This window comes from Mesorhizobium koreense (assembly GCF_031656215.1).
In the GTDB taxonomy this organism is placed as follows: domain Bacteria; phylum Pseudomonadota; class Alphaproteobacteria; order Rhizobiales; family Rhizobiaceae; genus Mesorhizobium_L; species Mesorhizobium_L koreense.
This window is the reverse complement of record NZ_CP134228.1, coordinates 199952-225838: the sequence shown is the minus strand read 5'-3', so window position 1 is coordinate 225838 and position 25887 is coordinate 199952. Positions and strand designations below refer to the sequence as shown.

The window sequence follows — 25887 nt, the reverse complement described above, 5'->3', positions numbered from 1 at the left end:
AAAAAGATCGAACCTTCGATGTTTCTTCTCCGAAGCGCCGTCTTTCTCCTTGCCATGCTGGTGGCCGCGCCGACGGTCGCCCGTGCCGACCAGGCGGCAGTCCGCGCGGCTGTAGCCAAATTCGGCCAGACCAAGAGCTTCTCGGACGTCGAGAAGGTGGTGAAGGAGGTCGCGGCGACGGGCGATCCCGCCGTTGCCCGGGCGCTTAACGCACTTTCCGACGGAAATCTCTATGTGCGGCAGCCCGGCGGCGCAGTCTTCATCGTCAAGGAAAAGCCCGATAGTTTCGGCCTTTTCGATCCGTTGACGGGCAAGGCCGAAGGTTCGGCCGCCAAGGAAGCGATGACGAAGGTGAAGGTGAAGAACAGCCTTCGCCGCCTCATAGGCGACGCGGTCGGCAACCTGACCCTCGCCGCCAAGGATCCCTCCGTAAGGCTGGCCGCAGCGACTACCATGCTGAACAGCCCCGACCCATCCACGATAGAGGCACTGGATGCGGCGATCGCCAAGGAGACGAACGCCTCCGTCAAGCGGCGCATGGAAGCGGCACGGGCCTCCGCCGTTCTGGTTTCCGACAAGAGTGACGCCGAGAAGGAAGCCGCGATCGACCTCCTCGGGGCGCGCGGCGACCGCGACACGCTCTCCTTGCTCCTCTCCTATGAGGCCACTGCAAAAGGGGGGCTGAAGGGAAAAGCGGCGGCTGCGATTTCCAATATCCGCGACGTGCTCGCCTGGTGGAGCATCGCGCAGAACGTCTGGTACGGCATCTCGCTCGGTTCCGTGCTGCTGCTCGCGGCGATCGGCCTCGCCATCACCTTCGGCGTTATGGGGGTGATCAATATGGCGCATGGCGAAATGGTGATGCTCGGCGCCTACACGACCTTCGTTGTACAGGAAATCATCCGCTCGTCTTGCCCGAGCCTCCTCGACTGGTCGCTGGCTATAGCGCTGCCGCTTGCCTTCCTGGTCGCCGGTGTCATCGGCTTGGTCATCGAACGCGGCATCATCCGCTTCCTTTATGGCCGCCCGCTCGAAACCCTGCTGGCGACCTGGGGCGTATCGCTCATCCTCCAACAGGCGGTGCGGTCGATCTTCGGCCCGAACAATCGCGACGTCGGTAATCCGTCATGGATGTCCGGCGAGTTCGATGTCGGGCAACTGGCAATCACCTGGAACCGGCTGTGGATCATGCTCTTCGCGCTCGTGGTGTTCGCCGTGCTTCTCCATGTCTTCAACCGCACATCCTGGGGACTGCATATGCGCGCGGTGACGCAGAACCGCCGCATGGCGTCCTCCATGGGCATCCGTACGTCCTGGGTCGATGCGCTTACCTTCGCGCTCGGCTCCGGCATTGCCGGCATCGCCGGCGTCGCGCTTTCCCAGATCGACAATGTCTCGCCCAATCTCGGCCAGAGCTACATTGTCGACAGTTTCATGGTCGTGGTGTTCGGTGGCGTCGGCAATCTGTGGGGAACGCTGGTCGGCGCCTTCTCGCTCGGCATCCTCAACAAGTTCCTCGAACCCTATGCCGGCGCGGTACTGGCGAAGATTCTGATCCTCGTCCTGATCATCCTCTTCATCCAGAAGCGTCCGCGTGGCCTGTTCGCACTCAAGGGCCGGGCGGTGGAAGCATGATGACGCGCGGCGCCTTCGCCGACGGCTTTACCTGGCACGTTGCACTTGCTGTACTGGCACTGGCGGTGTCGGCCATCATCGTGCCGATGCTCAACCTCGCCGTCCCGCCGGGCAGTGCTCTGCATATCCCGACCTATGTCGTCACGCTTTTCGGCAAGTACCTGACCTATGCGCTTCTGGCGCTCGCCCTCGATCTGGTGTGGGGCTATTGCGGCATCCTTTCGCTTGGTCACGGCGCCTTCTTCGCGCTCGGCGGCTACGCGATGGGCATGTACCTGATGCGGCAGATCGGCTCGAGGGGCGTCTACGGAAACCCGATCCTGCCCGACTTCATGGTCTTCCTGAACTGGAAGGAATTGCCCTGGTTCTGGTACGGCTTCAACCATTTCTGGGTCGCCGCCATCATGGTGATGCTGGTGCCGGGGCTGCTGGCCTTCGTCTTCGGCTGGTTCGCGTTCAGGAGCCGTGTCACCGGCGTCTACCTATCGATCATAACCCAGGCGATGACCTACGCGCTGCTGCTCGCTTTCTTCCGGAACGACATGGGCTTCGGCGGCAACAACGGCCTTACCGATTTCAAGGATATGCTCGGCTTCGACATCCAGTCGGGCGAGACCCGCGCTGCACTGTTCGCCGCAAGCGCGCTGACCCTGGCGCTGGCGATCGTCCTCGTCGCCTTCTTCGTGAAGTCGAAATACGGGAAGCTCATGATTGCGGTGCGCGATGCGGAAAGCCGCACGCGCTTCCTCGGCTGGCGGCCGGAGAACGTCAAGCTCTTCGCTTTCACCGCATCCGCCGTGATGGCGGGGATTGCCGGCGCGCTCTACATGCCCCAGGTCGGCATCATCAATCCGAGCGAATTCGCACCGGCCAATTCCATCGAGATCGTGATCTGGACGGCGGTTGGCGGCCGCGCCACCCTCGTCGGCCCGATCATCGGGGCGCTGGTCGTCAACTGGGGCAAGAGCTGGTTCACCGGCGCCTTTCCCGAATTCTGGCTTTTCGCGCTGGGCGGTCTGTTCATCCTGGTCACGCTTTTCCTGCCGAAAGGTATCGTCGGCACGCTCGTCGACGGCTGGTCCGCGCTGCGCGCGCGACGCATCTCGGCCGCTGCCGAGAAGGGAATCGAACCCGACAACTTTCCCGAGGATAGCGGACTGACGGCGGAGGCTGCGGAGTAGATGATGTCGGACGCAACAAAGCCCATCCTTTACCTCGATGGCGTCTCTGTCTCCTTTGACGGCTTCCGCGCCGTCAACAATTTGTCGCTGGTGCTGGAAAAGGGCGAGATGCGCGCCATCATCGGCCCGAACGGCGCCGGCAAGACGACCATGATGGACATCATCACCGGGAAGACGAAGCCGGACGAGGGGGAAGTCTTCTTCGACGGCGATGTCGATCTCACCCGCCACGACGAGGCCGAAATCGCCATGCTCGGCATCGGCCGCAAGTTCCAGAAGCCGACCGTCTTCGAGAGCCACACGGCCGAGGACAATCTGCTGCTCGCGCTGAAAGGGAAACGCAGCGTGGTCAAGGCCTTGTTCGAAGGGCGCTCGGCCCGGCAGGCGGAGCGCATCGGGGAGATCCTCGCCATGGTTCGATTGACGGAACGGCGGCAAGACCTAGCAGCCGATCTTTCGCACGGGCAAAAGCAATGGCTGGAGATAGGTATGCTGCTCGCGCAGGACCCGAAACTTCTCCTGGTCGACGAGCCGGTCGCCGGCATGACCGATGCGGAGACGGAAGAGACAGCGCGGCTGCTCAAGGCAATCGCCGAGACGCATTCCGTCATCGTCGTCGAGCACGACATGCATTTCGTGCGCGAACTGGGTGTCAAGGTCACCTGCCTGCACGAAGGCTCGGTACTGTCAGAGGGCACGCTCGATTTCGTTTCCGCCGACCAACGTGTCGTCGAAGTCTATCTGGGGCGCTGACCATGCCAGACAAACCGTTCGCACCTGCACCATTTTCGCGAACCCCCTCTGGCGCGCCGGAAGACACGCCACCCCCGGCCCTGGCGCCGGGGGCGCGGGGGGACCACGCGGCGGGGAGCCGCCCCATGCTTGAGGTCGAACACGCAACGCTCCATTACGGCGCGGCTGTCGCCTTGCGCGACGTTTCACTGAAGGCGGAAAAGGGCAGGATCACCTGTGTGCTCGGCCGTAATGGCGTGGGCAAGACCAGTTTGATGAGAGCGATCGTCGGCCATCTGAGGCTGACGTCGGGCCAGGTTGCCTTCGAGGGGAAGGCGCTCGGCCGGAGCGCGGCGTACGATCGCGCCCGGTCGGGCATCGCATTCGTGCCGCAGGGCCGGGAAATCTTTCCCTTGCTCAGCGTGCGCGAGAATCTGGAGACCGGCATGACGCCACTGAAGCGCGCGCAGCGGTCCATCCCGGATCACGTGTTCGAACTGTTTCCGGTGCTGAAGGACATGCTCGGTCGTCGCGGCGGCGATCTGTCCGGCGGCCAGCAGCAGCAACTCGCCATCGGCCGCGCGCTGGTCATGCGCCCGAAGCTTCTGGTGCTGGACGAGCCGACGGAAGGCATCCAGCCTTCCATCATCAAGGATATCGGCCGGGCCATCACCTATCTGCGCGATACGGCGGGCCTGACCATCCTTCTGGTGGAACAATATCTGGATTTTGCAAGAGAGCTTGCCGATTCCGTGGCAATCATGGATCGTGGCCGGATCGTCTTCACCGGAGAGGCTGACAGCCTGGATGAACCGGATGTTCGTCGACACCTCATGCTCTGAGAGCGTCCGGCGTCCCCCGCCGAAACCACAGCGCGCCAGCGGAAAGGTGCGCATGGTTTTCCGGCGGCGGGACGGCGTAACGCATCTCTTCCGGCTGCATCAGGACGGGTCGGCAAAGGTCCGTTTTCCGCGCGCGACCAACGGTATCCCCGAAGCGGTCCTCATCAATACCGCCGGTGGCATGACCGGCGGCGACGTGTTCGGCACTGAATTTGAATTACTGGAGGGCGCGCGGGCTACGCTCACGACACAGGCCTGCGAACGTATATACAAATCGACGGGCGCGCTGGTGAGCGTCACGAACCGTATTGAGGTCGGGGCGGGTGCTCGGCTTGACTGGCTGCCGCAGGAGACGATCCTTTTCAATGGCGGACGCATGACCCGGCGGCTGGAAGCCGATCTTGCTGACGACGCCGAACTGCTCATCTCCGAAGCGACCGTTTTTGGCCGTGCAGCCATGGGCGAAACCATTCAATCCGGCACGTTTCGCGATCGCTGGCGCATTAGCCGCGACGGAAAACTTATCTTTGCCGACGAGCTTCGCTTCGAGGGTAATATTGCCTGCCAGTTGATGCGGCCTGCCATTCTGGCCGGTAATGCCGCCATGGCCACGGTGCTGCTGGTTGCATCTGAATGCGAGCAATTCCTTGAACCCGTTCGCGAAATTATCGGAAACGCCGGCGGCGCCAGCGCCTGGGGCGGTAAGCTACTTGTTCGGCTCGCCGCCGCAGATGGCTTCTCGCTCCGGCGCGTGCTCATCCCCTTACTGGCTGAGTTTTCGATGGGCCGGTCACTCCCCAAAGTCTGGCAGCTCTGAAGGGAAAAGATGAACCTCACCCCGCGGGAAAAAGACAAATTGCTCATCGCCATGGCGGCAATGGTGGCGCGCCGGCGGCTGGAGCGCGGCGTCAAGCTCAACCATCCGGAGGCGATCGCGCTCATCAGCGACTTCATCGTCGAGGGCGCCCGCGACGGGCGCTCCGTGGCCGAATTGATGGAAGAAGGTGCGCATGTAATCGGCCGTGAGCAGGTGATGGAGGGCGTCGCCGAAATGATTCCCGACGTGCAGGTGGAAGCGACTTTTCCAGATGGCACCAAGCTTGTGACCGTGCACGAACCAATTCGTTAGAAGCGCCAGGGAGGAAGAAATGCTGGAACTGAGACCCGGTTGCGAGTGCTGCGACAAGGACCTGCCGCCCGATGCCACGGATGCGATGATCTGCACGTTCGAATGCACCTTCTGCGCCGATTGCGCGGAGCATGTGCTGAAAGGTGTGTGCCCCAATTGCGGAGGCAATTTCTCGCCGCGTCCGATTCGGCCAGCGGCCAAGCTGGCGAAATATCCGCCATCCACCCGACGCGTCTTCAAGCCGGATGGTTGCGGCGGCCGCGACGCCGCCTGAATACCGAAGCCGCTCCCGCAGAGAAGGACCTTCCGATGACCACCGATTCGCTCAAGAAATTGGCGCTGGCCGCGCTGCTGCTGCCCGCTGCGACGCTGCCCGCCTACGCCCATGTCGGCGTCGGCCCGACATCATCTTTCCCGGCCGGCTTCATGCATCCGCTTTCCGGGCTCGACCATCTGACGGTGATGATAGCGGTGGGCCTCTGGGCGGCACTCAAGGGCGGCAAGGCGATCTGGGCCTGGCCGGCTGCTTTCGTCGGCGTCATGCTCGGCGGCGCGGCTCTCGGCATGGCGCACATCCCCGTGCCGTTCGTCGAGCCGGGCATCCTCGCCTCGGTCGTCGCGCTCGGGCTGCTGGTGGCGCTCGCAGTAGACCTGCCGGTCTCGGCGGGCATAGCGATCATAGGCGTCTTCGCGCTGCTCCATGGCCATGCACACGGGACGGAGGTGCCGGAAAACGCTGCCGGGCTGGATTACATGGCCGGCTTCGCGCTCGCCACCGCTATGCTCCATCTGGTCGGCATCGCCGCCGGCCTTGCTTCCGGGCTGAAATACCGTGCTCTGACGCGCGCGGCGGGAGCCGCCTGCGCGGCGATCGGCGTCGGCCTCGTCTTCGGCGCATTCTGAGGCTCCGCATGATACCCGGCGAGATCATTACGGCGGAAGGCGAGATCGAACTCAACGCCGACAGGGAAGCGATCGTGCTGACGGTCGCCAATCGCGGCGACCGTCCGGTGCAGGTCGGCTCGCACTATCATTTCTTCGAGGTCAACCGCGCGCTCGACTTCGACCGCGCGGCGGCGCGCGGGATGCGGCTCGACATTGCTGCCGGGACGGCGGTGCGCTTCGAGCCCGGCCAAAAGCGGGAAGTGCGGCTGGTACCCTATGGCGGGAGCCGCCATGTCTATGGCTTCAACGGCAGGGTAATGGGGAAGCTCTGATGGCGGCGAGGATAGCGCGCTCTTCCTATGCACAGATGTACGGGCCGACGGTCGGCGACCGGGTCCGGCTCGCTGACACGGAACTCTTCATCGAAGTCGAGAAGGACTTCACCATCTATGGCGAGGAGGTGAAGTTCGGCGGCGGCAAGGTCATCCGCGACGGCATGGGGCAGAGCCAGGCCGCGCGGAGCGAAGGGGCGGTCGATACCGTCATCACCAATGCGCTGATCGTCGACCATTGGGGCATCGTCAAGGCCGATGTCGGCCTCAAGGGCGGGCAGATCACCGCCATCGGCAAGGCCGGCAACCCCGACACTCAAGCCGGCGTCGATATCGTCATCGGCCCCGGCACCGAGATCGTCGCCGGGGAAGGCCGGATCCTCACGGCCGGCGGCATCGACGCGCATATCCATTTCATCTGTCCGCAGCAGATCGAGGAGGCGCTGATGTCGGGCGTCACTACGATGCTGGGCGGCGGCACCGGCCCCGCGCATGGCACGCTGGCGACCACCTGCACGCCGGGTCCCTGGCATCTCGGCCGGATGATCCGCTCCTTCGACGGCTTCCCGATCAATCTCGGCCTCTCCGGCAAGGGCAACGCCTCGCGTCCCGAGGCGTTGGTCGAGATGATCAAGGGCGGCGCCTGTGCGCTCAAGCTTCATGAGGACTGGGGCACGACGCCGGCCGCTATCGACTGCTGCCTTTCCGTCGCGGACGAACACGACGTGCAGGTGATGATCCACACCGATACGCTGAACGAAAGCGGCTTCGTCGAAGACACGATCGCCGCCTTCAAGGACCGCACCATCCACGCCTTCCACACCGAGGGCGCTGGTGGCGGGCACGCACCCGATATCATCAGGGTTTGCGGCTTGCCGAACGTCATCCCGTCCTCGACCAACCCGACACGCCCCTATACGGCGAACACGGTCACCGAGCACCTCGACATGCTGATGGTCTGTCATCATCTGTCGCCGTCGATCCCCGAGGACATCGCCTTTGCCGAAAGCCGCATCCGCAAGGAGACCATCGCTGCGGAGGACATACTGCACGACATTGGAGCCTTCTCCATCATCTCCTCCGACAGCCAGGCCATGGGCCGCGTCGGCGAGGTGCTGATCCGCACCTGGCAGACCGCGCACAAGATGAAGGTGCAGCGCGGACGGCTGCCGGAGGAGAAGGGCGACAACGACAATCTGCGCGTGCGCCGCTACATTGCCAAATACACGATCAATCCCGCCATCGCGCAGGGGATTTCGTGCCATGTCGGCTCGGTTGAAGCCGGCAAGCGCGCCGATCTCGTCCTCTGGTCGCCCGCTTTCTTCGGGATCAAGCCGGACATGGTCATTGTCGGCGGCTCGATCGCGGCCGCGCCGATGGGCGATCCGAACGCCTCCATACCGACGCCGCAGCCGGTGCACTACCGGCCGATGTTCGGCGCCTACGGCAAGGCGATCACCGGCTCGTCGGTGACATTCGTATCGAAAGCGGCGCTGGCGGACGGGCTGAAGGAAAGACTTGGCGTCGAGAAGACAATGCTTGCCGTGGAGAATACGCGCGGCGGCATCTCGAAAGCCTCCATGGTCCTCAACGACACGACGCCCCACATCGATGTCGATCCCGAGACCTATGAGGTACGGGCCGACGGCGAATTATTGACCTGCGAACCCGCGACCGTGCTGCCCATGGCGCAGCGCTATTTTCTGTTCTGATCATGCTGCGCGCGATTTCCCATAGCCACCGAAGTGTCGCGGAGCCGTTCGGTACCTTGACGCTGGATTCAAGCGACCGCCACCTTCGCCGCAAGCTGATGACCACGGACCAGGGTATCCAGGTCATGGTAGACCTGCCGGAACCGGTGCTGCTTGCCGACGGCGACGCGCTGGTCCTGGAGGACGGACGTAGCGTCAGGATCGTTGCCGCGGAGGAGGAACTGTATCAGGTCGAGCCGGGAACGATCCCGTTGCGGCATCTCGCCTGGCACATCGGTAATCGCCATCTCGCCGCCCAGATCGACGAGGCGCGCATCCTGATCCGCCGCGATCATGTCATCCGCGCGATGCTCGAAGGGCTCGGCGCGACAGTGACGGAGGTAATCGAGCAGTTCCAGCCGGTGCATGGCGCCTATCACGGCCACGACCATGGACATACGCACGTGCATGGATTGCATGGACATCATCACCGTGACTGAGATGGCGGATCGCACGCTTCTGCGCCTGATGACGTGGCTGTCACCAGCCTTTCCGGTTGGGGCATTCTCGTATAGCCACGGCATCGAACGGGCGATCGAGGAAGGGCTGATCGGCGATCGTCCGACGTTAGTCGCATGGCTTCGCGAACTGCTCGACCGCGGCTCCGCCTGGAACGACGCCGTCCTGCTTGCCGAAAGCTGGCGGCAAGCGAAATCGGGCGATGTCGAAATGGTCGCCGAATTAGCCGAAGCCATGGCCGGTTCGAAGGAACGGCACATGGAGACCATGCTGCAAGGCGAGGCGTTCCTGAAGGCCCTATCGGCGTGGGCTGGGGAAGAGGACGGAACCCAGGCCAGGCATCCGTCCTCTCCGCCCGGAAACGGGGAACGGCTGAACGTGGTCTTGGCCGGAATGCCCTATCCGGTTGCGGTGGGCGGCGCAGCGGCGCGTCACGGCATCGCGCTGGAACCGGCGCTCATCGCCTATCTTCACGCCTTCGTCTCCAACATTGTGCAGGCCACGGTACGGCTCGTCCCACTCGGCCAGAGCGACGGCGTCGCGGCGCTGGCGGAACTCGAAGAGATCGTGCTGACAGCGGCGGGGCGGGCGGCGGCCTCGGCGCTGGACGATCTCGGTTCCGCCGCCTTCATGTCGGAGATCATGTCCATGCGGCACGAAACGCAATATTCGAGGGTATTCCGCTCATGAGTTCGCCCAACGGACCCTTGCGTGTCGGCATCGGCGGCCCTGTCGGCGTTGGGAAGACGACGCTGACCGAGATGCTATGCAAGGCGATGCGCGACCGTTATTCGGTCGCGGTCGTCACTAACGACATCTTCACCAAGGAAGACCAGCTGATCCTCAACCGGGTCCAGGCGTTGCCGGAGGAACGCATCCTGGGTGTGGAGACCGGCGGCTGCCCGCACACGGCGATTCGCGAGGATGCCTCGATCAATCTCGCTGCGATAGCTGAGATGCGCCGGCGCTTCCCGGATCTGGATCTGGTCTTCATCGAGTCGGGCGGCGACAATCTCGCCGCCACCTTCTCGCCCGACCTCGCCGACCTCACCATCTACATGATCGACGTCGCCGCCGGCGAGAAGATCCCGCGCAAGGGCGGCCCCGGCATCACCCGTTCGGATCTGCTCGTCATCAACAAGATGGATCTCGCCCCTTACGTCGGCGCCGACCTTGAGATCATGCGGGCCGACACGCTGCATCAGCGCGGCACGAGGCCATTCGTCTTTACCGACATGCGCCGACGTCAAGGGCTGGAACAGATTGTCGGCTTCATCGAAAAAAATGGCGACCTGAACACTGATTAAGCGGGCACATTGCAACCGGCGACCGCTCCTGGCAATACGGCTCAATAGGCATCACACACCCGAACCGCGATAGATTTTCAGTGATGAAATGATCGCTTTTGGCCTGCCTCCTGCCTGACTGGGCGCCTTACGGCTGAACGGGTTTGATAGAGCCTACCGTTACCGGGATATCCGTCGGTATCCCCAGGGTATCGGTAGCCCACATGCGCATTTCGGGCGGTGCATTCCCAGACTTCAGTATCGAAACCGCGAGCGTCGAAATATCGGCGGGGGGTTTGATGTTGGCGGCTGCGTAGGCGAAATATCCGGCCGCGAACGCACATCCGATCGAGATGATTGATGGGCCGTATGCGATTGCCGCACCGACAATCAGACGCCAGCGTCGAAGCGGAATGGGCCGCGGAAGTTCTTCCTCGTCGTCAAGGTCAGTCATCCCCCGCCCCATGTAGAGCACCCATGCTTAATCATGGTCTACATTGGTTAAAATGCAGATAAATTCGCCAAACGGAGATTTGGTAGAGTGGAAAGAGTTCCGCGCCGCTTAAAAGACGGCAAGGTACTTCAACAGCGACACGATGCCGATGATGATGACGATGATCTGCACGATCTGACGCATCCGGCCGTCGATAGGCAGCCGCTGAACGAGATAGAGGACCAGGACGATTACGAGAAATGTGATCAGAATGCCGATGATGACGCCGGATGCCATGGACCCTCTCCAGTGGTGAAATCGCAGTCATAAACTCATAGGCTGCGGGATAGGTTCCAATGTTCGTCCGCCCTGTGCCTCGGCCCTTTTCTCAAACCAGGCCGCAATCCTCCCTGAGAGGCGATTGTTGTCTTTAGAAATTCCCCGTCTGCCTTGCTCGAACGGGTGCTACGAGGCCGCAATATCGTCAGGCAGCGTCGGGGATGTCCGAAATCTCATCGAACATGCCTTCGGGCAACCCGAGAGCCCGAGCGAGACGGTCCCTGTAGCCTTTTTCAAAACGGTGCCCCGCTTCGATTTTCTCGATTTCCTCGGCGGTGAGGCCGCTGGTCACGGCAATGTCTTCCACCGTATATCCGAGGTGTTCCCGGTAAGCCCGGATTACGGGAGTTCCATTTGAGATTGCAGTCAAAACTGCCTCGGGCAGCGCGAAAGATGTCATAATGCCTCCGGATGTAGAGGTCGGCCGAGCTCAAAACTCGATACAAGCGGCGGCCGAGATTGAAACAGGATGCCGAAAAGCCCGAATGGGCGGCACCCGAAACGCGGTCACTCTCGAAACGGCGAGAGGCGCTTCGACAATATGGCGATTACCGGTGCTTCGATCAAGCACCCTGGTGGCGAGTCTTTCCGCCGGACATCCCGCCAGGGTTTCTACTGCGGAAAGCCGTTGGCGCGCACCACGTTCCAGATTTCCTTGTTCACCTCGGCGATGTTCTCGATGCAATCGGAAATCCTTATGATTTCCGCATCGTCCATCGCCTCCACCTTCCCGTATTTTATCGTTTCCTTGCCGTCGAATATGCGCATCTGATGCGTGTGGGAGATCTCGCCCTTGCTGTCGAATGAATAGATGCAATGATTGTATTTGTTGCGCAGCTTGGATTGCTCGTTGAGCCGTCCCAGAAGCGGCAGGATTTCCGCTCTTTGTTTTTTCGGCGTCTTCGCCATTTTCGCGAGTCGCTCGACGAGATCGATCCTGGCGCGTGTGGTGTTGAGCGTCAGGAAGATGACGATGGCGGTCTCCTTGTCCACCCTTGCCAGGCCCGCGATGAGGTGGATGAGCAGGCTCTCGGTATTCGTCCAGGTGTAGTTCAAACGTCCGATCAGAAGCAGAATCCGTTGAAACTCGTCCATCGCCGGTCTCCGCGCGCGCCGCTCGATGGCTTTATCATGTGCTGAATGCCTCCGTCCTGTGCAATCACGCTCGATCGCCGCTCGTTCTGTCTGGTCCGATAGGACATCCGCTTCCTTCCTTGGTGGTATAGCTTCGCCCGATTGGCCGTGAAGGCGGCGAACCGTTGTCGGCAGGGTGGTAGATTTGAACAATTTGATGGCGTGAACTAGCCCCAACGCGCAGCTAGGCGCGCGCACTCTCCGGTCACAGACTGCCCGCGCCTCGAAAGTCAGGGGCACGGCCTATTCCCGATTTCAGCGTGGACCGGTCCGAACGTTTGTTCGGCCCGCATCCTCAGCTTTGCTGGAAGGTTGGATGTCGGCCGTTTTCAGTGGGGACATTTCGTTTCCGGAGCGTTCCGGTCTGTATCAGTCGAGTTATTTCGAGTGCCGGAAATCGGATGTCCCATGTGCAACCGCCGATGCAGCCAAGGCCTCTTGTGAGATGAATGGGGTCACGCTGGGTCGGCCTTCACCATGAGGTAAGAACGATGGCTCCCAAAAACACCAACTTCTTCCCGTTCGATCCCAGTCAGGATCAGAGCCAGGACCAAGGTCAAGACCAAGATCAGGGTCAAGGTCAGGACCAGGGCCAGGATCAGGACCAGGGTCAATATCAGTCCAGCCATTCCAACAACGAGAATGAGAACGGCAACGGCAATGGCAACGGAAACCTCAACCTGAATGGCAATGCCAGTCTCAATCTGAACGGCAACGGCAATCTGAACGCCAACCTGAACAAGGCTATCAACGAGAGCACCAACACCAATACGAGCACCAACACGAATACGAACCACAACACCAGCGACACGCATGTGAATGTCGATGTGGGGCTCGATCTCTCCGGTTATCGGCCGAGCGACGACGATTTCGCCGACATCAAGCTCGACAAGGGCGCCCAGATCGACAAGCTTCTGGTCAATCATGACGGCCAGATCTTCTACAATCCGGGCGACGGCGCTTCGTTCAACGATTTCCTGAACGGCTCGCTCAACGGCGAAGGCAATGATACCGCCGTTTCGTTGGCCCAGGTCAACAACCTGAGCGACGACGATTCGATCGGAAGCGCGTCCGTGTCGAACACCGGTACCTTCGAGCAGAACGGCAACGCCAGTGGCGGAGCAGCCTCGTCGGGCGACGGCATAACCGCCGGTGGTGGCGGTGCCGGCGGCGGCGGTCATGGTTCGGCCGGCGGCGGCGATGGCGGCGACGGCCTGAATGTCGGCGGCTTCGGCTTCGGTGGCGACGCGCTCGGCGCGGCGCGCGGCGGTGACACGACCGGTGGTGCCGGCGCGGCCGGCGGCGCGGGAACGGGTCTGGGATTGGGACTCGGTCTTGGCGTCGGTCTCGGCGTTGGTGAAGCTGCCGGCGCTGAAGGCGGAAACGCCAATGGCGGCGATTCCAATGGCAATGGCGGTTCGGGCTCGGGTTCGGGCGCGTCGACGGCCAGCACCGGCGATACGGGTGATGCCGATTCCGGAAATGGCGGTGACGCGGCGGGTCTTGGTCTCGGCGCGGCCGGCAGCGGCGACGGTGGCAATGGCAATAGCGGCGATGCCGGTGACGGCGGCGGCCTTGGTCTCGGCGTGGGCGCCGGGCAGGGTGGCGATGGCGGCGGTGCTTCCAGCAATGGCGGCGACGCGGCCGGCCTTGGCCTCGGCCTGCTCGGGATCGGTGTCGGCGTCGCGGGTGACGCCGCGAATGCGGCCGGCGGAGCCGGTGGCGCTGGGTCCGGCGCAGGCGCGGGCAATGGCACAGGCACCGGCGGAGATAGCGGCAACGCTTCCGGCGGCGATAGTGGAGACGCTGCAGGGCTCGGCCTGGGTGCCGGCCTCGGTGGCGATAGCGGTAACGCCAATTCGGGCCACAGCGGCGATGCCTATTCGCTCGGTCTCGGCACCGGCCTTGGCGGCGACAGCGGTGACGGCGGAGCCGGCGGTACTGGCGGTGACGGAGGCGATGCGCTCGGCCTCGGCCTCGGCGCCGGGCAAGGTGCGGGCTCGGGCATCGGCGCGGGCGTCGGTGGTGCTGGCGGCTTTGGCGGCTTCGCCTGGGGCGGCGATACGATCGTCGTACCCGTTGCCGGCGACGGAACCGGTGGCGCTGCAAACGGCGGCAATGGCGGCTTTGGCGGCGCCGGCGGCATCGTGACGAACGGAGCCGGCGGTGACGGCGGAGCCGGCGGCACGTGGGGATCCAACAATGGCCACGACAGCTATGTGAACGGCCTGTCGGAAGCCCACGCCGATGCGTCCATCGACACCAGCGCCTTCAACCAAAGCATCGTCATGGGCGCCAACCTGATGGAAAACCTGCTCGACCAGACGATCGTCGGCGGGAACTACGACAGCATGAACAACGGCGACGATTCCTGATTGCGTCGCATGCTGGAATGGCGGCTACGCGGGATATCCCGCGTAGCTGTCGGCCTACCGGTCCTCCGGACGTGACGCTGGGGGATACAACACGCGGAGGGACGGTTCTGTGCATCTGGACAGGATCAGCGAAGCCATCGCCCATTTCATAGGGCTATTCCAGATAACAGCCGAACAGGCGCGGCTGCGCGACGACTATCTCGAATTCAAGGCTCTGCAGGCGGCACTGGATCAGACGCCGCCAGACGATCATGCCCAAATAACCTTCCAGACGCCCTATGATTTCGACGACCCGGATCCAGGCCTGCGCTACGTGCCTGCCGGACCGGCGATCGTGACACTGGCCGCGCTCAGCGACGTGAGCTATGTCCCGATGGCGGTCCCGGTGAATGCCGAAGTGCAGCCCGTGATCTACCCCGGTTACCTAGCGCCGCATTTCTTTCATTTAGCCTATTCGGGCAGCCCGCTATTCGAACTCCAGCCTCCCGGCTCGGTGGCGGTACAAATCGCGCAGATCAACAATCTTTCGGACAACGACTTCGTGAATATCGGCGCACGTGGCGTCGACTTCCATCCGATCGGCATACCGGACCTTACGCTCGACACGCTGCTGCACGACGCGCTGCACTTCCTTCCGATCGAACCGCCCTCGTTCGGCTCCGCCGCGGATATCGGCTCGTTCGTCACCGACACGGCAGCTTCGTTGAACGCTTTCGCGGAGGCGGCAGGGGCCGCATCGGAGAATTCGACGCCAGACGGTTCCCGACCCGATCCTGCCAGCACTGCCGAGGCCGATGGGGTCACCGTCGATGTGCATGTTTCCGTCGCGGCCGATCCGCTTGCCGGCGAGACTTACGTCAACGGCCAGATAGTGTCAGAAGCGCCGAAGCTGGACGACAAGCTTCCAGCAGCGTCGCCGCTCGCCCCCGATCCGGCGGTCATCTCCGATGGCGGCAACGCTGCGACCGGCAATTTTGGATCTGTCGCCGTCGGTGGAACGATCCACGGGCAAGGCACCCTGTCAGGCGCTGCTTCGGTGGACCTCGGCACCGGCGGCAATGCCCTGGTCAATTCCGCGACGGTGATCAACGACACGCTCGAAGGCGGTGTGTTCGCCGTGGCCGGTAATCATTTCTCGCTGGATGCCATCATTCAGATCAATGCCTGGAGTGATTCCGACTCGATCGGTGCGAGCCTCAACGGCTGGAATAGCGCCTCGGGCCAGATCTCCACATCGGCGTTCAACATCGCTCAGATGGAGCGCATCGATGCGGGAAACGGATCGAACTCCGATGCTCATGCCCCGACCGGATTTCCGCAAGCCTGGGTGGTCACGGAGATAACGGGCGATTTCGTCTCGCTCAACTGGATACAGCAGCTCAATTTCATCACCGACAACGACACGAGCGTCGTTTCCTCCTCCTACGGGGTGACGACGCAGGTCGGCATGGGCGAAAACCAGAGCTTCAACCACCTCTCCGTCGCCGATCTCGGCCGGAATTACGATCTCGTGCTGATCGGCGGAAACTATTATGACGCGAACATCATCTCGCAGACGAATGTGCTCCTCGATGACGATATCGCTGGCGCCGTGGCCGGGTTCCATAGCTCCGGCCAGGGTTCGGTGTCGACCGGCGACAATCTGCTCTGGAACAACGCCAACATCACGTCGATCGGCCAGGGAGAGACGGGCGCGATGCCGAACGGCTTCCTGCACGCGATCCATGACTTCCAGGACGGCGACAAGACGCTTTCCTCCGATGTTTTGAACGACAGCGCGTTCCTGGGTCTGCCCGGCCTGAGGGTCCTCTACATCTCGGGCAGTATCTATGATCTTCAATATGTTCAGCAGACCAACGTGCTTGGCGATGCGGACCAGATCGCTCTGGCGATGAACTCCCTGCACCCGGCGAATGACGGCAACTGGACGATCACGACCGGTTCTAATGCGTTGGTCAATTCGGCTCAGATCGTGGACGTCGACCCGACAAGCAAGATCTATGTTGGCGGCGACCACTACTCGGACGAACTGCTGGTCCAGACCGACATCATCCGCACCGACCACTTGGCGCAAATCCAGGACGCCGATCATCTGGTGAACGAGGCAGTGGCCTTCCTCAGCGACGACATGGCCAATCCGGACCATCAGGACCCGGTTTCACATCTGAAGTCGCCCCTCGATGTCCATCCGGGGCACAGCGACATCATGCAATCCATAATTTCCTGACGGCCACAATCCTGCGATCGGTAAGGCAATGAACGAGCGTGTGAACGGTTCTTCGGGAATAAAGGCGTCGCCCTTCGATATCGAAACCGGCAATGCCCGGGCGGCTGCCCCGGACGGCTCGCCCCCTCGGGAGAATCTCGACCAGAGGTTCTCGACCTTCATGGAGGAGATAGACCAGGCCGTCTCCGAACTGAGGAGATCGACGGTACGTCCGATCTGGTTTCGGCCGGCGAACGACGATGCGGGCTCGCCGGCCGCGTCTGGTCAAAATGATTTCGACCACAAGCGGGTGGAAACGAAGGACACGGGCAACGGCAAGCACGGGGACAAGAACGGAGAAATCGGGCCGGACCGGCGCTTTCGGTCGCGAACGAAGAAGGACACTCCCGCCGGCAGCCTCAAAACGATGGATGCCGACAGTGGTCCGATCAAGGCCGAGGAACGTCTTTCCGCTTCGATGGCACGGCCAAGGCGGGAGCGCCAGGCAAAAGACGATGGCACCGGCGATGTGTTCCACCGGCGCCTCGGTCCGATCAACCTCGCCGACAATCTGAAGGCCGGGATACACGCCGTCCGGCGCAATCTCATCGTCGTGATGGCCTTTACGATCGCGACCAACGTCCTCGTCCTGGCCATTCCGGTCTATCTCTTCCAGATATCCGATCGCGTGCTCACCAGCCGGTCGATCGACACGCTGGTCATGCTGACGATACTGATCGCGGGCGCGGTCATCCTCAACGCCGTGCTCGACGCTATCCGCCGCTTCATCCTGATGCGCACGGCGGTCGAGGTTGCGGCGCAGCTTGGAGCGCCCATCCTGGGCGCCGCGGCGCGCGCCTCGCTTCATAGCAACGGACGCGAATATCAGACACTCGGCGACCTGCAGCAATTGCGGTCGTTCCTGGTGTCGGGCACGCTTCTTTCATTCCTCGACGCGCCGCTGACGCCGCTGTTCATGCTGGCGGTGTTCCTGGTCCATCCCCACCTGGGTTACATAGCGGTGGTCGCGGCGCTCCTGCTTCTGGTGATCGCGTTCATCAACCAGAGGATGACGGCGGCTTCGTTCCACGAGGCCAACAATTTCCAGAGCCGGGCAAATCTGCATCTCGATTCCATGTCGCGCAATTCGCAGATCATCAACGCGCTGGCGATGATCCCGGAGGCGGTGAAGATCTGGGGGCAGGACACCGCGGGGTCGTTGAAGGCACAGGTGCTCGCGCAGGATCGTAACGTCATTTCCGCTTCGATCTCGAAAGCAGTGCGTATGCTCGCGCAGGTCGCCATGCTGGGTTGGGGCGCCTATCTGTCGCTGGAAGGCCAATTGACGGGCGGCATGGTGATCGCCGCCTCGATCATTGCCGGCCGCGCGCTCGCTCCCGTGGAAGGCGCCATCGAGGGCTGGCACCAGTTCATCAATACCCGTTCCGCCTATGAGCGGATCTCGGCACTGCTCAAATCGTCTCCGCTGAATTTCGAGCGGCTGAGATTGCCGCGGCCACAAGGGCGGCTCGACGTGGAACGGCTGCTCTTCGTGCCGCAGGGCACCAAGCGGGTCGTATTGAACGGTATATCGTTCACGCTCTCGCCCGGCGAATCCCTTGCTGTCATCGGCGATTCGGGAGCGGGCAAGACGACGCTCGGCAAGATGCTGGTCGGCTCGATCCTTCCGACCTCCGGCAACGTGCGGCTCGACCTGATGGATTTGCGCAATTGGGACCAGCGTCAGTTCGGCGAGAATATTGGCTATCTGCCGCAGGACGTGCAGCTCTTTCCCGGCACTATCAAGGCGAATATCGGCCGCATGCGCGACGATGCCAGCGACGAGGACGTCTACAAGGCCGCCATGCTGGCCGACGTCCACGAACTGATTTCGACCTTCGCTCAAGGGTACGAGACCATGGTCGCCGCCGACGGTTCGCCCTTGTCGGGCGGCCAGAAGCAGCGGATCGCGCTCGCTCGCGCCTTTTTCGGCAATCCGCGCATGGTCGTCCTGGACGAGCCCAATTCCAATCTCGACGGTTCCGGTGACGCGGCACTTCTCAGGGCGCTTGAGCACGCGAAACAGGAGAAGATCACCGTCATCACTATTACCCAACGGTCGTCGCTCCTGAATTGTGTCGACAAGATCTTGCTCCTGTCGAACGGCACCGTTTCGATGTTCGGTGTGCGCCAGGATGTGCTGAAGGCGCTCGCCCCCCTGAATGCCGCGAACGGGCGTCCCGCCGTGGCCGGCCAGACCGCTGAGGTCGCGTGATGGCTACGAGCATCGCCGACGTTCACGACATCGACTGGTATGGCCAGGTGCCGCGCTCGATCCACAAGCATGCGCTGGTCGGACTGGTTCTGGTGCTGCTGGCATTCGGTGGCTTCGGCACTTGGGCGGCGACGGCGCCGCTCGCGGCTGCGGTCATCTCCGCAGGCAGCTTCGTCGCAACCGGCGAGAACAAGGTGATCCAGCATCTGGAAGGCGGGATCATCCAGGAAATACTGGTCAACGAAGGCGATCATGTCACCGCGGGTCAGCCCCTTATCCGGCTTGACGGAATTGCCGCTCAGGTAAAGCAGCGGCAGCTCTTCCTGCGCCAGGCGCGCCTTGAGGCGAATGTCGCACGGCTCGAAGCGCAGGTTGCCAACAAGCCCGAGATCGATTTCCCCCGCATCATCACCGACAACAGGAACGACAACGATATCGGTTCGATCGTCGATGGACAGGTCGCAAGCTTCCGGTCCGCGCAAAACCGTATGGAGAGCGAGATCGGGCTCCTCAGGCAGAACATGGAATCGCTGAAGTTCCGTGCGGCGGGCTTCCAAAAGCAGAGCGCTTCCATGACCGAGCAGCTTACCTTCCTGAAGGAAGAATATACCGGCAAGCTAAAGCTCCTCGGGCAAGGGCTCATCCGCAAACCGGAGGTCAACGCCATCCAGCGCGCCATCGCCGACGCAGAGGGCCAGATCGGCCGGTTGGACGCGGAAGTATCCGAGACCGATGCCCAGATCGAGAAATTCCGACAGCAGATCAGCCAGACAATTACCGAACTCAACCAGAAGGCGCTCGACGAGGTGCAGAGCAGCCAGGGCGAACTCGATGCCGTACGGGAAGAAGCTCGCCAGGCGAAGAACGTCATGCGGCGCTCGACCATAAACGCGCCGGTTTCCGGCACTGTCGTCAGGATGTACTACCACACTTCCGGCGGTGTCATCGAAAGCGGCAAGAAGATCCTGGAGATCCTGCCCGCCGACGTCCCGCTCATCATCGAGACCCAGGTCCAGCGCAAGGATATCGACGCGGTGAAGCCGGGCCAGAAGGCGACGATCCGGCTGGTCGCGCTCAACCGGCGCACCACCCCGGTGCTTTACGGGGACGTATACTACGTCTCGGCCGACGCCTTGTCGGACGCCACGATCCCGAACACGGAAGTCTATCTCGCGCGTGTCCGGCTGCCGGCGAGCGAGCTTGCCCGTATCCCGGGGTTCACCGCGACGCCCGGCATGCCGGTCGAGGTGATGATAGAAACGGCGGAGCGCACCTTCCTCGACTATCTGACCAAGCCAATTCGCGAAAGCATGTCGCGCGCGTTCACGGAACGATAGGCGAATGAGCGCAACTGCCGCGGACAAAGTTGCGAAGCTGCAGATCCGGCATCGCCCTCTACCTAATCGGGGTAGCCCGCACGCTACCCAGTTCGGCTGGCCTACGTGGCTCGGACCGCGTCATTCTTTCCGGCCCTGCGGGTTCGTGATAGAATATCTCCAGGATTTTTCCGCCCGTGGATACCAGCGGTGGGGGCGGAGCAGTTCCTTATGAGAAATCTTTGGGCTTCCGCTGTCGTGCTCCTCCTTGGGCTGGGCGCAGCCTTCGCGGCGCCGCTGCCTGATGCGGTCAGGAGCGGGAATCTCGACCAGGTCAGGCAGACGCTGGATGGCGGCGCCAGCATCGCGGAGCCCGATGATGCGGGCGACCCGCCGCTCGTCATCGCCGCGCTGGCCGGCAATTCGGATATCGTTGCCCTGCTTCTTCAACGCGGCGCCGATGTCGGCGTTCGCAACAAGCACGGGCTGACCGCCCTTCACGCCGCGGCTTATGCGGGCAAGCTGGATATCGTGAAGCTGCTCGTCGCCAAGGGGGCGGCGGTCAACGACACGCGTAACTTCTACAAGATGTCGCCGCTGCATGCGGCCGCCGAGGAAGACCGTGCCGATGTCGTTGCCTTCCTGCTGGCGAATGGAGCCGATATCGAGGCGAAGGAACGGAACGGTTACACGCCGCTCTCGCAGGCCGGCTGGCGCGGTTATTGGGACGCGGCCGGGTTGCTTATGAAAGCGGGAGCCGTGTGCCAGGGGCCGGAGATCGTCGGCGAACGGTTCTACAAGGAATGCCTGAAACGGAAATGATGCAATCCCGTCCAGATCGCGCCGGAAGATGGAGAAATTCATGAAGACCCATGCTTGGAGAACAGGAATGGCGGGCGGCGCGGCCATGATCCTGATGCTGGTGGCGGGTGGTTCGGTGGCGGCCGAAGAGGCGGTCAACACGGGTTATTTCGGTGACGTCGCGATCAAGGGCTACGACGCCGTCGCCTATTTCACTGAGCACAAGGCCGTGAAGGGCTCGGAAAAGTTCACCTATCATTGGCTGGGCGCAAACTGGCATTTCGAAAGCGCGGAAAACCGAGAGCTTTTCAGGCGCGAACCGGTCAAATACGCGCCGCAATATGGCGGATATTGCGCTGACGGCGTCTCCGCGGGGACGATCACGACGAATATCGACCCCAAGGCGTGGCGCATCATAGATGGCAAGCTCTACCTGAGTTATGACCCGGGCGCGGCCGACGGCCTGGAGAAGAATCACTCCAAGGTGGTCAACTCACAAAAATACTGGCCGGAGGTCAAACGGACGCTGATGTCCGCCGACGCCAAGAAGGACTGGCAATAGAGAGGCTTTACTACTTGTCCTTCTCCAGTGAGAAGAATTTGAGCGCCTGCGGCGTGACGTGAACATATTGTGCGCCGCTCTTCTGGTCCGTCGTGCGGTAGACATATCCGCAGGCGAGACGGTCCATGAAATAGCCTTCGAACTTTTCGCAGAGGCGATCGCCCTGGACCTCCACGGTCCCGGTGATGTTGGTATTGGCGCTACGATAGGCACTATTGCCGGATTTGTCGAAATACTGGACGAAAGCCACCCCGTTCTTGTGCTGCCCGACCCAGGTCTTGTCGCTGATCAGGACCTGGAGTTCCGCGTTGCCGAGCCGGTCCTTGTCGCGTCCCTCGAAGCCGAATGGCCATTCCGGAATGCCGGCAACATGCAGGGCGCTCAAATGATAGCGGCGGTCGTCCTCGCGCCAGTAGTCATAGAGGTAGCTGTAGTAGGTCAGGTTGGTTTCAGGAAACAGCCTCAGCAACGCCGTTGCCTGTGTCCGCGCGTGCGGCTCATCCCCTTGCCGGGCATAGGCGGCGGCCAGATATTCGCGCGCCGGCTCGACATTGGGCAATCTTTCGACCGCCGCTTTCAGAAGAGGCACCGCCTCTCCGTTCTCGCGCGCCATGTAGTAGACCACGCCGGCCAGCAGTCGGAAATTCGGCGGTGGCGACGGATTGAGCCTGAGCGCCTTACGTATCGCGATCACGGCCTCTTCGGCGCTTCCGGTCTGGACGAGCACCAGCGCCAGATTTGCGACGGCTTCGGAATCGTTTGGCTGGATGAGCACGGCCCGGTTGGCGGAATCGATCGCTTCCGCTGACCGGCCGTCGACGAGCTGGAGCAGGGCGAGCACGGTTCGGGCGCGCGCGTTGTCGGGATTGAGCGCCAATGCCCGGCCGGCCGCGTCATAGGCGATCTTCCGTGCGACCGCGGCGGACCAGATCAGATTATAGTCGTTGCGAAGCACGTCGATCGCGACGCGCGCGATCCCGGCATAGGCGTCGGCGAAGCGTGGATCGAGATCGATCGCTTTTTGATAGAAGGAGAGCGTCTGGCGGTAGGATTCGACGTCGCTGTAGAGAAATCCCTCGTGCTCGGCCCGCAGATAGTAATCATAGGCTTCGAGATTGTCGGTCGGGATTTGCGCCAGTTGACTGCGCTCCTTCTCGTTGATGGTCACGGAGAGCGTGGAAATGATGTTGCCGACGATATCGTCGCGAACCGCAAAGATATCCGCGTAATCCCGGTCGTAGCGCTGGGTCCACACGGATAGGCCGCGCAATGCATCGACCAGCTTGACGCCGACCTTCAGGCGAGAGCCGTCCTTTTGCAGCATTCCCTCGAGAACGTAGTTCACGCCGAGTTCCGCCGCGACGTCCTGGATTCTTGCCGTCGTGTCGCCGAGTGCGAAAACCGAATGGCGGGCGATCACGAACAGGTCCGAGACCTTCGAGAGATCGGTTATGAGATCGTCAGTCAGGCCTTCCGCCAGGCGATCCCGGTCCGCATCGCCGCTTACGTTGATGAAGGGCAGAACGGCTATCGAAGGCTTGTCCGGCAACGCATGGGCGAACCTTTCCATATCCGCTTGCGCGGGTGGCGCACGCTCCGATGGCCGTAACAGCCATATCGCGGTTCCGGCCAACACGGCGATCAGCACCGCGGTCGCGCCAACGGCCACCAGGATCCGGCGCGGCAAACGCGCTTCCGGCTTGCGTGCCGCGATCGGGGTGAGGAGGGACAGTGCCTTCTCGTCGAGCCCGACCCGATAGACGTTGAGCGGCGCGGCGATGTTCTTGACCCGTCTTTCGCCGACCGCCTCGAAAGTGAGGTCGAGCTTGCCCCTGGCCTGGTCGCAAGCGTGCGCGGAAAGATAGATCCCGCCCGGTTCGGCAAGCTCCTCCAGGCGCGTGGCGATGTTTACGCCATCGCCGTAAATGTCCTCCTCATCGAGGACGATATCGCCGATATTGATCCCGATCCGGTAGAGGATTCGTTTTGCTTCGGGCAATTCCGTATTCTCGATGCCGATCGCAAGCTGCACTTCGACCGCGAAGGAAATCGAATCGACGATGCTGGCGAATTCCATCAGCGCGCCGTCGCCTGTCAGCTTGACGATCCGGCCGCGATATTGCGCGGCTTTGGGATTGAGGATTTCTCTTCTGTGCCGGCGGAACGCAGCCAGCGTGTCCTGCTCGTTCGTGCCCACTAGGCGCGAATAGCCGACCATGTCGAGGGCGAGAACCGCGGAGAGCCGACGTTTTATGCTCAATCTCCTCGGCACGAATCGGTCATGGGATGGCGTAAAGCGGCATCTCGCTTGCCACGCCGCGCAGCATCGCGCCTTTCGACACGGGCGTGACCTTCGCCTGATCCAGCACTTCGGCGGCGCGCGCATCCGAGATCACCGCGTTGGTGGCGAAGATCGATTGCGACGTGGCGAGACCCTGGACACGAGAGGCTATATTCACGGTTTGGCCGAAATAATCCTGCCGTTCGTTCATCGATACGGCGATGCACGGTCCCTCGTGTATGCCGATCTTCAGAAGCAGGTCCTCGCGGCCGCGTTCCGCGTTCAAATCGCGCATGGCCTTGCGCATCTTGAGCGCTGCGGCCACCGCCCTGTCCGGTGCCGGGAACGTCGCCATCACGGCGTCCCCGATCGTCTTCACGACGGCTCCGGCTTCCGCCGCGACGATGTCGGTCAAAACGCGGAAATGCGCGCGCACGATGTCGAAGGCGGCAAGGTCGCCGACACGCTCATATAGCTCGGTGGAACCGCGCAGATCGGTGAACAGGAAGGTAAGGCTGGTTATCTTGAGGCGCTGGTCGATCTCAATAATGTCTGTCCGATAAAGGTCGCGAAACGTCTGATTGGTCAAAAGGCGTTTGGCCGTCAGGAACGGCCGGCGCTTTCTCAAGATCCGGTGCAGTTCCTCCCCTGCGATGAAGACGGAAGGCAGGGCGCGGTGGTCGGTTCGGTTCTCGAAAGTGACCCGCAGGGGCCCCGGATGCATCTCCAGCGCCTGATTATGCAGATGTTCACGGTCGATGATGACGGAGAGCGCCTGGCGTTCACGCGTCGGCTCTCCCTTGACGTCGAGAAACTGCACCGAATGCGTCATCGGTTCGAAGACGACGACAAATTCTTCGGGAAGCTGGATCGAGAGGATGGCCTTTTCGCCGGGTGGGAGTTCCACTGTTTCCACGATGAAATTCTCGACCATGGAAGTGTAGCCTTCCTCTGGAAGATCGACGCCGGAACTCCAGTAGACCTGCCGGAAATACTCCAGCGGCGGCAATTCCTCCGGGTTGTGGGCAGCGATCCGCCTGATACGGGGGCTTACCGTGAAGGTTACCTCGACCATTTCGTCGAGGGTCGGTTCATAGCCGGCGGCGCAAAGCGAGCAGACATATTCCTCCTGTCGCATCGTCTTGAGCGTCGTGTTGGTGTCGAGGACGCCACCGCAGCCGGGACAAAGGACGTTCCAGGAAATGTCGAACAGGCCGATCGATGCTGCGTGAAGGAACGCGGCGATAGTCTTTTCCTGGTCGAAGCCGTTTCTTTCCGCGAAGGCAAGGGCGTTGATCCGGCAGAGATGGCGGTCCAGCCCCTCGTCGATCAGCCGTCCGATTGCAACAGCCACCTTTTCATCCGCGGATTGCCGCAGGATGGCGATCAGGTCTGCTGTTTCGCTCATGCGCCGTCTCCGAACCGGACGAACAGGCACGGCAGAGAGATTATACCTCCCCAGCATTGCTGTCATCACAGGCGCCGCGTTCCGTGCTAGCTATTTCGTATCTCGACCAAAATACTTATGATGCCTCATGGAGACGTTCACGCTTTTTGTCCTCGTGGGGCTGCAGGCAAAGCATTTCGTTGCCGACTATCTCTTGCAGCCGCGCTGGATGATCGCGGGCAAGGCCAGTTTCGCCAGGCCGGGAGGATATGCCCATGCCGCGATCCACGCGCTCGGATCGTTCCTCGTATTGGTGCCTGCCGGCGTTTCCGCAGCCATGATCGCTGGCTTGATCATCGCGGAAGCCGTCGCGCATTACATGATCGACTATGCGAAGGCGCGGTGGTCGCTGGCGCGTCCGTTCGATCCCGCGAGGAAATCGTACTGGGCCGCGCATGGCGCGGATCAATTTATGCATCAACTCACCTACGCGCTGATGCTCTTCCTGGCGATGCGTGACGTAGGAGCGGCTTGAGCCGATCCGCT

Annotated in this window: 26 protein-coding genes; 20 read left to right on the top strand and 6 right to left on the bottom strand. The window is 62.1% G+C overall.

Annotated features, from left to right (window positions below; genetic code table 11):
- Positions 1 to 18: 18 nt before the first annotated feature.
- The 13 genes from urtB to ureG all read left to right on the top strand — a co-directional run bounded on the left by urtB (position 19) and on the right by ureG (position 10253).
- Positions 19 to 1635 carry an urea ABC transporter permease subunit UrtB gene (gene urtB, locus RBH77_RS01025; RefSeq protein ID WP_311030266.1) on the top strand — a complete coding sequence of 539 codons (1617 nt, stop codon included), beginning with the start codon at positions 19 to 21 and terminating at the stop codon, positions 1633 to 1635.
- Positions 1632 to 2816 carry an urea ABC transporter permease subunit UrtC gene (urtC, locus tag RBH77_RS01020; RefSeq protein ID WP_311030265.1) on the top strand — a complete coding sequence of 395 codons (1185 nt, stop codon included), beginning with the start codon at positions 1632 to 1634 and terminating at the stop codon, positions 2814 to 2816. The genes urtB and urtC overlap by 4 nt, the downstream gene beginning before the upstream one ends.
- Complete coding sequence (urtD, locus tag RBH77_RS01015; RefSeq protein WP_311030264.1) at positions 2817 to 3569, top strand: urea ABC transporter ATP-binding protein UrtD; 753 nt, start codon at positions 2817 to 2819, stop codon at positions 3567 to 3569. It begins immediately after the preceding gene.
- A gap of 125 nt (positions 3570 to 3694) precedes the next feature.
- Entirely contained in the window at positions 3695 to 4390 is a 696-nt protein-coding gene (gene urtE / locus RBH77_RS01010) for an urea ABC transporter ATP-binding subunit UrtE (RefSeq protein WP_311030263.1), read from the top strand.
- Positions 4365 to 5207: an urease accessory protein UreD gene (locus RBH77_RS01005; RefSeq protein WP_311030262.1), complete on the top strand. Its 843-nt coding sequence runs from the start codon at positions 4365 to 4367 to the stop codon at positions 5205 to 5207. Before urtE ends, RBH77_RS01005 begins: the two co-directional genes overlap by 26 nt.
- 9 nt (positions 5208 to 5216) lie before the next feature.
- The gene (locus RBH77_RS01000) at positions 5217 to 5519 is read left to right on the top strand and encodes an urease subunit gamma (protein ID WP_311030261.1); all 303 of its coding nucleotides are present in this window, start codon (positions 5217 to 5219) and stop codon (positions 5517 to 5519) included.
- A 19-nt stretch (positions 5520 to 5538) separates the two neighbouring features.
- Positions 5539 to 5793: a DUF1272 domain-containing protein gene (locus RBH77_RS00995; RefSeq protein ID WP_311030260.1), complete on the top strand. Its 255-nt coding sequence runs from the start codon at positions 5539 to 5541 to the stop codon at positions 5791 to 5793.
- A 35-nt stretch (positions 5794 to 5828) separates the two neighbouring features.
- A complete protein-coding gene (locus tag RBH77_RS00990; RefSeq protein ID WP_311030259.1) occupies positions 5829 to 6422 on the top strand; it encodes a HupE/UreJ family protein in 594 nt (197 codons plus the stop codon).
- A gap of 8 nt (positions 6423 to 6430) precedes the next feature.
- On the top strand, positions 6431 to 6736 hold the full coding sequence (locus tag RBH77_RS00985; RefSeq protein ID WP_311030258.1) for an urease subunit beta: 306 nt from the start codon (positions 6431 to 6433) through the stop codon (positions 6734 to 6736).
- The gene (ureC, locus tag RBH77_RS00980; protein ID WP_311030257.1) at positions 6736 to 8448 is read left to right on the top strand and encodes an urease subunit alpha; all 1713 of its coding nucleotides are present in this window, start codon (positions 6736 to 6738) and stop codon (positions 8446 to 8448) included. The genes RBH77_RS00985 and ureC overlap by 1 nt, the downstream gene beginning before the upstream one ends.
- A gap of 2 nt (positions 8449 to 8450) precedes the next feature.
- Complete coding sequence (locus RBH77_RS00975) at positions 8451 to 8927, top strand: urease accessory protein UreE (protein WP_311030256.1); 477 nt, start codon at positions 8451 to 8453, stop codon at positions 8925 to 8927.
- A complete protein-coding gene (locus tag RBH77_RS00970) occupies positions 8905 to 9636 on the top strand; it encodes an urease accessory protein UreF (protein ID WP_311032701.1) in 732 nt (243 codons plus the stop codon). Before RBH77_RS00975 ends, RBH77_RS00970 begins: the two co-directional genes overlap by 23 nt.
- A complete protein-coding gene (ureG, locus tag RBH77_RS00965; RefSeq protein WP_311030255.1) occupies positions 9633 to 10253 on the top strand; it encodes an urease accessory protein UreG in 621 nt (206 codons plus the stop codon). Before RBH77_RS00970 ends, ureG begins: the two co-directional genes overlap by 4 nt.
- A gap of 127 nt (positions 10254 to 10380) precedes the next feature.
- Here the strand turns inward: ureG and RBH77_RS00960 are convergent, their stop codons facing one another.
- The 4 genes from RBH77_RS00960 to RBH77_RS00945 form a co-directional block, all read right to left on the bottom strand.
- Positions 10381 to 10686, bottom strand: coding sequence for a hypothetical protein (locus RBH77_RS00960; RefSeq protein WP_311030254.1), 306 nt, complete (start codon positions 10684 to 10686; stop codon positions 10381 to 10383).
- A 108-nt stretch (positions 10687 to 10794) separates the two neighbouring features.
- Positions 10795 to 10962 carry a Thivi_2564 family membrane protein gene (locus tag RBH77_RS00955; protein WP_311030253.1) on the bottom strand — a complete coding sequence of 56 codons (168 nt, stop codon included), beginning with the start codon at positions 10960 to 10962 and terminating at the stop codon, positions 10795 to 10797.
- Positions 10963 to 11149: 187 nt separating this feature from the next.
- Complete coding sequence (locus tag RBH77_RS00950; RefSeq protein WP_311030252.1) at positions 11150 to 11404, bottom strand: helix-turn-helix domain-containing protein; 255 nt, start codon at positions 11402 to 11404, stop codon at positions 11150 to 11152.
- Between the two features lie 212 nt (positions 11405 to 11616).
- Entirely contained in the window at positions 11617 to 12099 is a 483-nt protein-coding gene (locus RBH77_RS00945; RefSeq protein WP_311030251.1) for a hypothetical protein, read from the bottom strand.
- A gap of 530 nt (positions 12100 to 12629) precedes the next feature.
- On the opposite strand from RBH77_RS00945, the gene RBH77_RS00940 reads away from it, so the two are divergent.
- The 6 genes from RBH77_RS00940 (at position 12630) to RBH77_RS00915 (ending at position 21673) form a co-directional block, all read left to right on the top strand.
- Complete coding sequence (locus tag RBH77_RS00940; RefSeq protein WP_311030250.1) at positions 12630 to 14513, top strand: hypothetical protein; 1884 nt, start codon at positions 12630 to 12632, stop codon at positions 14511 to 14513.
- A 109-nt stretch (positions 14514 to 14622) separates the two neighbouring features.
- Positions 14623 to 16740 carry a type I secretion protein gene (locus tag RBH77_RS00935; RefSeq protein ID WP_311030249.1) on the top strand — a complete coding sequence of 706 codons (2118 nt, stop codon included), beginning with the start codon at positions 14623 to 14625 and terminating at the stop codon, positions 16738 to 16740.
- A gap of 28 nt (positions 16741 to 16768) precedes the next feature.
- Entirely contained in the window at positions 16769 to 18994 is a 2226-nt protein-coding gene (locus RBH77_RS00930) for a type I secretion system permease/ATPase (protein ID WP_311030248.1), read from the top strand.
- Positions 18994 to 20331: an HlyD family type I secretion periplasmic adaptor subunit gene (locus RBH77_RS00925; protein WP_311030247.1), complete on the top strand. Its 1338-nt coding sequence runs from the start codon at positions 18994 to 18996 to the stop codon at positions 20329 to 20331. The genes RBH77_RS00930 and RBH77_RS00925 overlap by 1 nt, the downstream gene beginning before the upstream one ends.
- Positions 20332 to 20541: 210 nt before the next feature.
- Positions 20542 to 21132 carry an ankyrin repeat domain-containing protein gene (locus RBH77_RS00920; RefSeq protein WP_311030246.1) on the top strand — a complete coding sequence of 197 codons (591 nt, stop codon included), beginning with the start codon at positions 20542 to 20544 and terminating at the stop codon, positions 21130 to 21132.
- Positions 21133 to 21172: 40 nt separating this feature from the next.
- A complete protein-coding gene (locus RBH77_RS00915; protein ID WP_371832822.1) occupies positions 21173 to 21673 on the top strand; it encodes a YHS domain-containing (seleno)protein in 501 nt (166 codons plus the stop codon).
- A 10-nt stretch (positions 21674 to 21683) separates the two neighbouring features.
- On the opposite strand, the gene RBH77_RS00910 is transcribed toward RBH77_RS00915, so the two are convergent.
- On the bottom strand, positions 21684 to 23927 hold the full coding sequence (locus RBH77_RS00910; RefSeq protein ID WP_311032698.1) for a tetratricopeptide repeat protein: 2244 nt from the start codon (positions 23925 to 23927) through the stop codon (positions 21684 to 21686).
- A gap of 25 nt (positions 23928 to 23952) precedes the next feature.
- On the bottom strand, positions 23953 to 25362 hold the full coding sequence (locus RBH77_RS00905; RefSeq protein WP_311030245.1) for an adenylate/guanylate cyclase domain-containing protein: 1410 nt from the start codon (positions 25360 to 25362) through the stop codon (positions 23953 to 23955).
- A gap of 127 nt (positions 25363 to 25489) precedes the next feature.
- Here RBH77_RS00905 and RBH77_RS00900 point away from each other — a divergent pair, with 127 nt between their 5' ends.
- On the top strand, positions 25490 to 25876 hold the full coding sequence (locus RBH77_RS00900; protein ID WP_311030244.1) for a DUF3307 domain-containing protein: 387 nt from the start codon (positions 25490 to 25492) through the stop codon (positions 25874 to 25876).
- Positions 25877 to 25887 lie beyond the last annotated feature (11 nt).

Coding starts and splice junctions, on each gene's coding strand:
- RBH77_RS00985 (WP_311030258.1), top strand. CDS start 6,431: ATGATACCCGGCGAGATCATTACGGCGGAAGGCGAGATCGAACTCAAC.
- RBH77_RS00900 (WP_311030244.1), top strand. CDS start 25,490: ATGGAGACGTTCACGCTTTTTGTCCTCGTGGGGCTGCAGGCAAAGCAT.
- urtB (WP_311030266.1), top strand. CDS start 19: ATGTTTCTTCTCCGAAGCGCCGTCTTTCTCCTTGCCATGCTGGTGGCC.
- RBH77_RS00960 (WP_311030254.1), bottom strand. CDS start 10,686: ATGACTGACCTTGACGACGAGGAAGAACTTCCGCGGCCCATTCCGCTT.
- RBH77_RS00950 (WP_311030252.1), bottom strand. CDS start 11,404: ATGACATCTTTCGCGCTGCCCGAGGCAGTTTTGACTGCAATCTCAAAT.
- urtD (WP_311030264.1), top strand. CDS start 2,817: ATGATGTCGGACGCAACAAAGCCCATCCTTTACCTCGATGGCGTCTCT.
- RBH77_RS00905 (WP_311030245.1), bottom strand. CDS start 25,362: ATGAGCGAAACAGCAGACCTGATCGCCATCCTGCGGCAATCCGCGGAT.
- RBH77_RS01005 (WP_311030262.1), top strand. CDS start 4,365: ATGTTCGTCGACACCTCATGCTCTGAGAGCGTCCGGCGTCCCCCGCCG.
- RBH77_RS00925 (WP_311030247.1), top strand. CDS start 18,994: ATGGCTACGAGCATCGCCGACGTTCACGACATCGACTGGTATGGCCAG.
- urtC (WP_311030265.1), top strand. CDS start 1,632: ATGATGACGCGCGGCGCCTTCGCCGACGGCTTTACCTGGCACGTTGCA.
- RBH77_RS00940 (WP_311030250.1), top strand. CDS start 12,630: ATGGCTCCCAAAAACACCAACTTCTTCCCGTTCGATCCCAGTCAGGAT.
- RBH77_RS00975 (WP_311030256.1), top strand. CDS start 8,451: ATGCTGCGCGCGATTTCCCATAGCCACCGAAGTGTCGCGGAGCCGTTC.
- RBH77_RS00995 (WP_311030260.1), top strand. CDS start 5,539: ATGCTGGAACTGAGACCCGGTTGCGAGTGCTGCGACAAGGACCTGCCG.
- urtE (WP_311030263.1), top strand. CDS start 3,695: ATGCTTGAGGTCGAACACGCAACGCTCCATTACGGCGCGGCTGTCGCC.
- ureC (WP_311030257.1), top strand. CDS start 6,736: ATGGCGGCGAGGATAGCGCGCTCTTCCTATGCACAGATGTACGGGCCG.
- RBH77_RS00990 (WP_311030259.1), top strand. CDS start 5,829: ATGACCACCGATTCGCTCAAGAAATTGGCGCTGGCCGCGCTGCTGCTG.
- RBH77_RS00915 (WP_371832822.1), top strand. CDS start 21,173: ATGAAGACCCATGCTTGGAGAACAGGAATGGCGGGCGGCGCGGCCATG.
- RBH77_RS00930 (WP_311030248.1), top strand. CDS start 16,769: ATGAACGAGCGTGTGAACGGTTCTTCGGGAATAAAGGCGTCGCCCTTC.
- RBH77_RS00970 (WP_311032701.1), top strand. CDS start 8,905: ATGGACATCATCACCGTGACTGAGATGGCGGATCGCACGCTTCTGCGC.
- RBH77_RS01000 (WP_311030261.1), top strand. CDS start 5,217: ATGAACCTCACCCCGCGGGAAAAAGACAAATTGCTCATCGCCATGGCG.
- RBH77_RS00945 (WP_311030251.1), bottom strand. CDS start 12,099: ATGGACGAGTTTCAACGGATTCTGCTTCTGATCGGACGTTTGAACTAC.
- ureG (WP_311030255.1), top strand. CDS start 9,633: ATGAGTTCGCCCAACGGACCCTTGCGTGTCGGCATCGGCGGCCCTGTC.
- RBH77_RS00955 (WP_311030253.1), bottom strand. CDS start 10,962: ATGGCATCCGGCGTCATCATCGGCATTCTGATCACATTTCTCGTAATC.
- RBH77_RS00920 (WP_311030246.1), top strand. CDS start 20,542: ATGAGAAATCTTTGGGCTTCCGCTGTCGTGCTCCTCCTTGGGCTGGGC.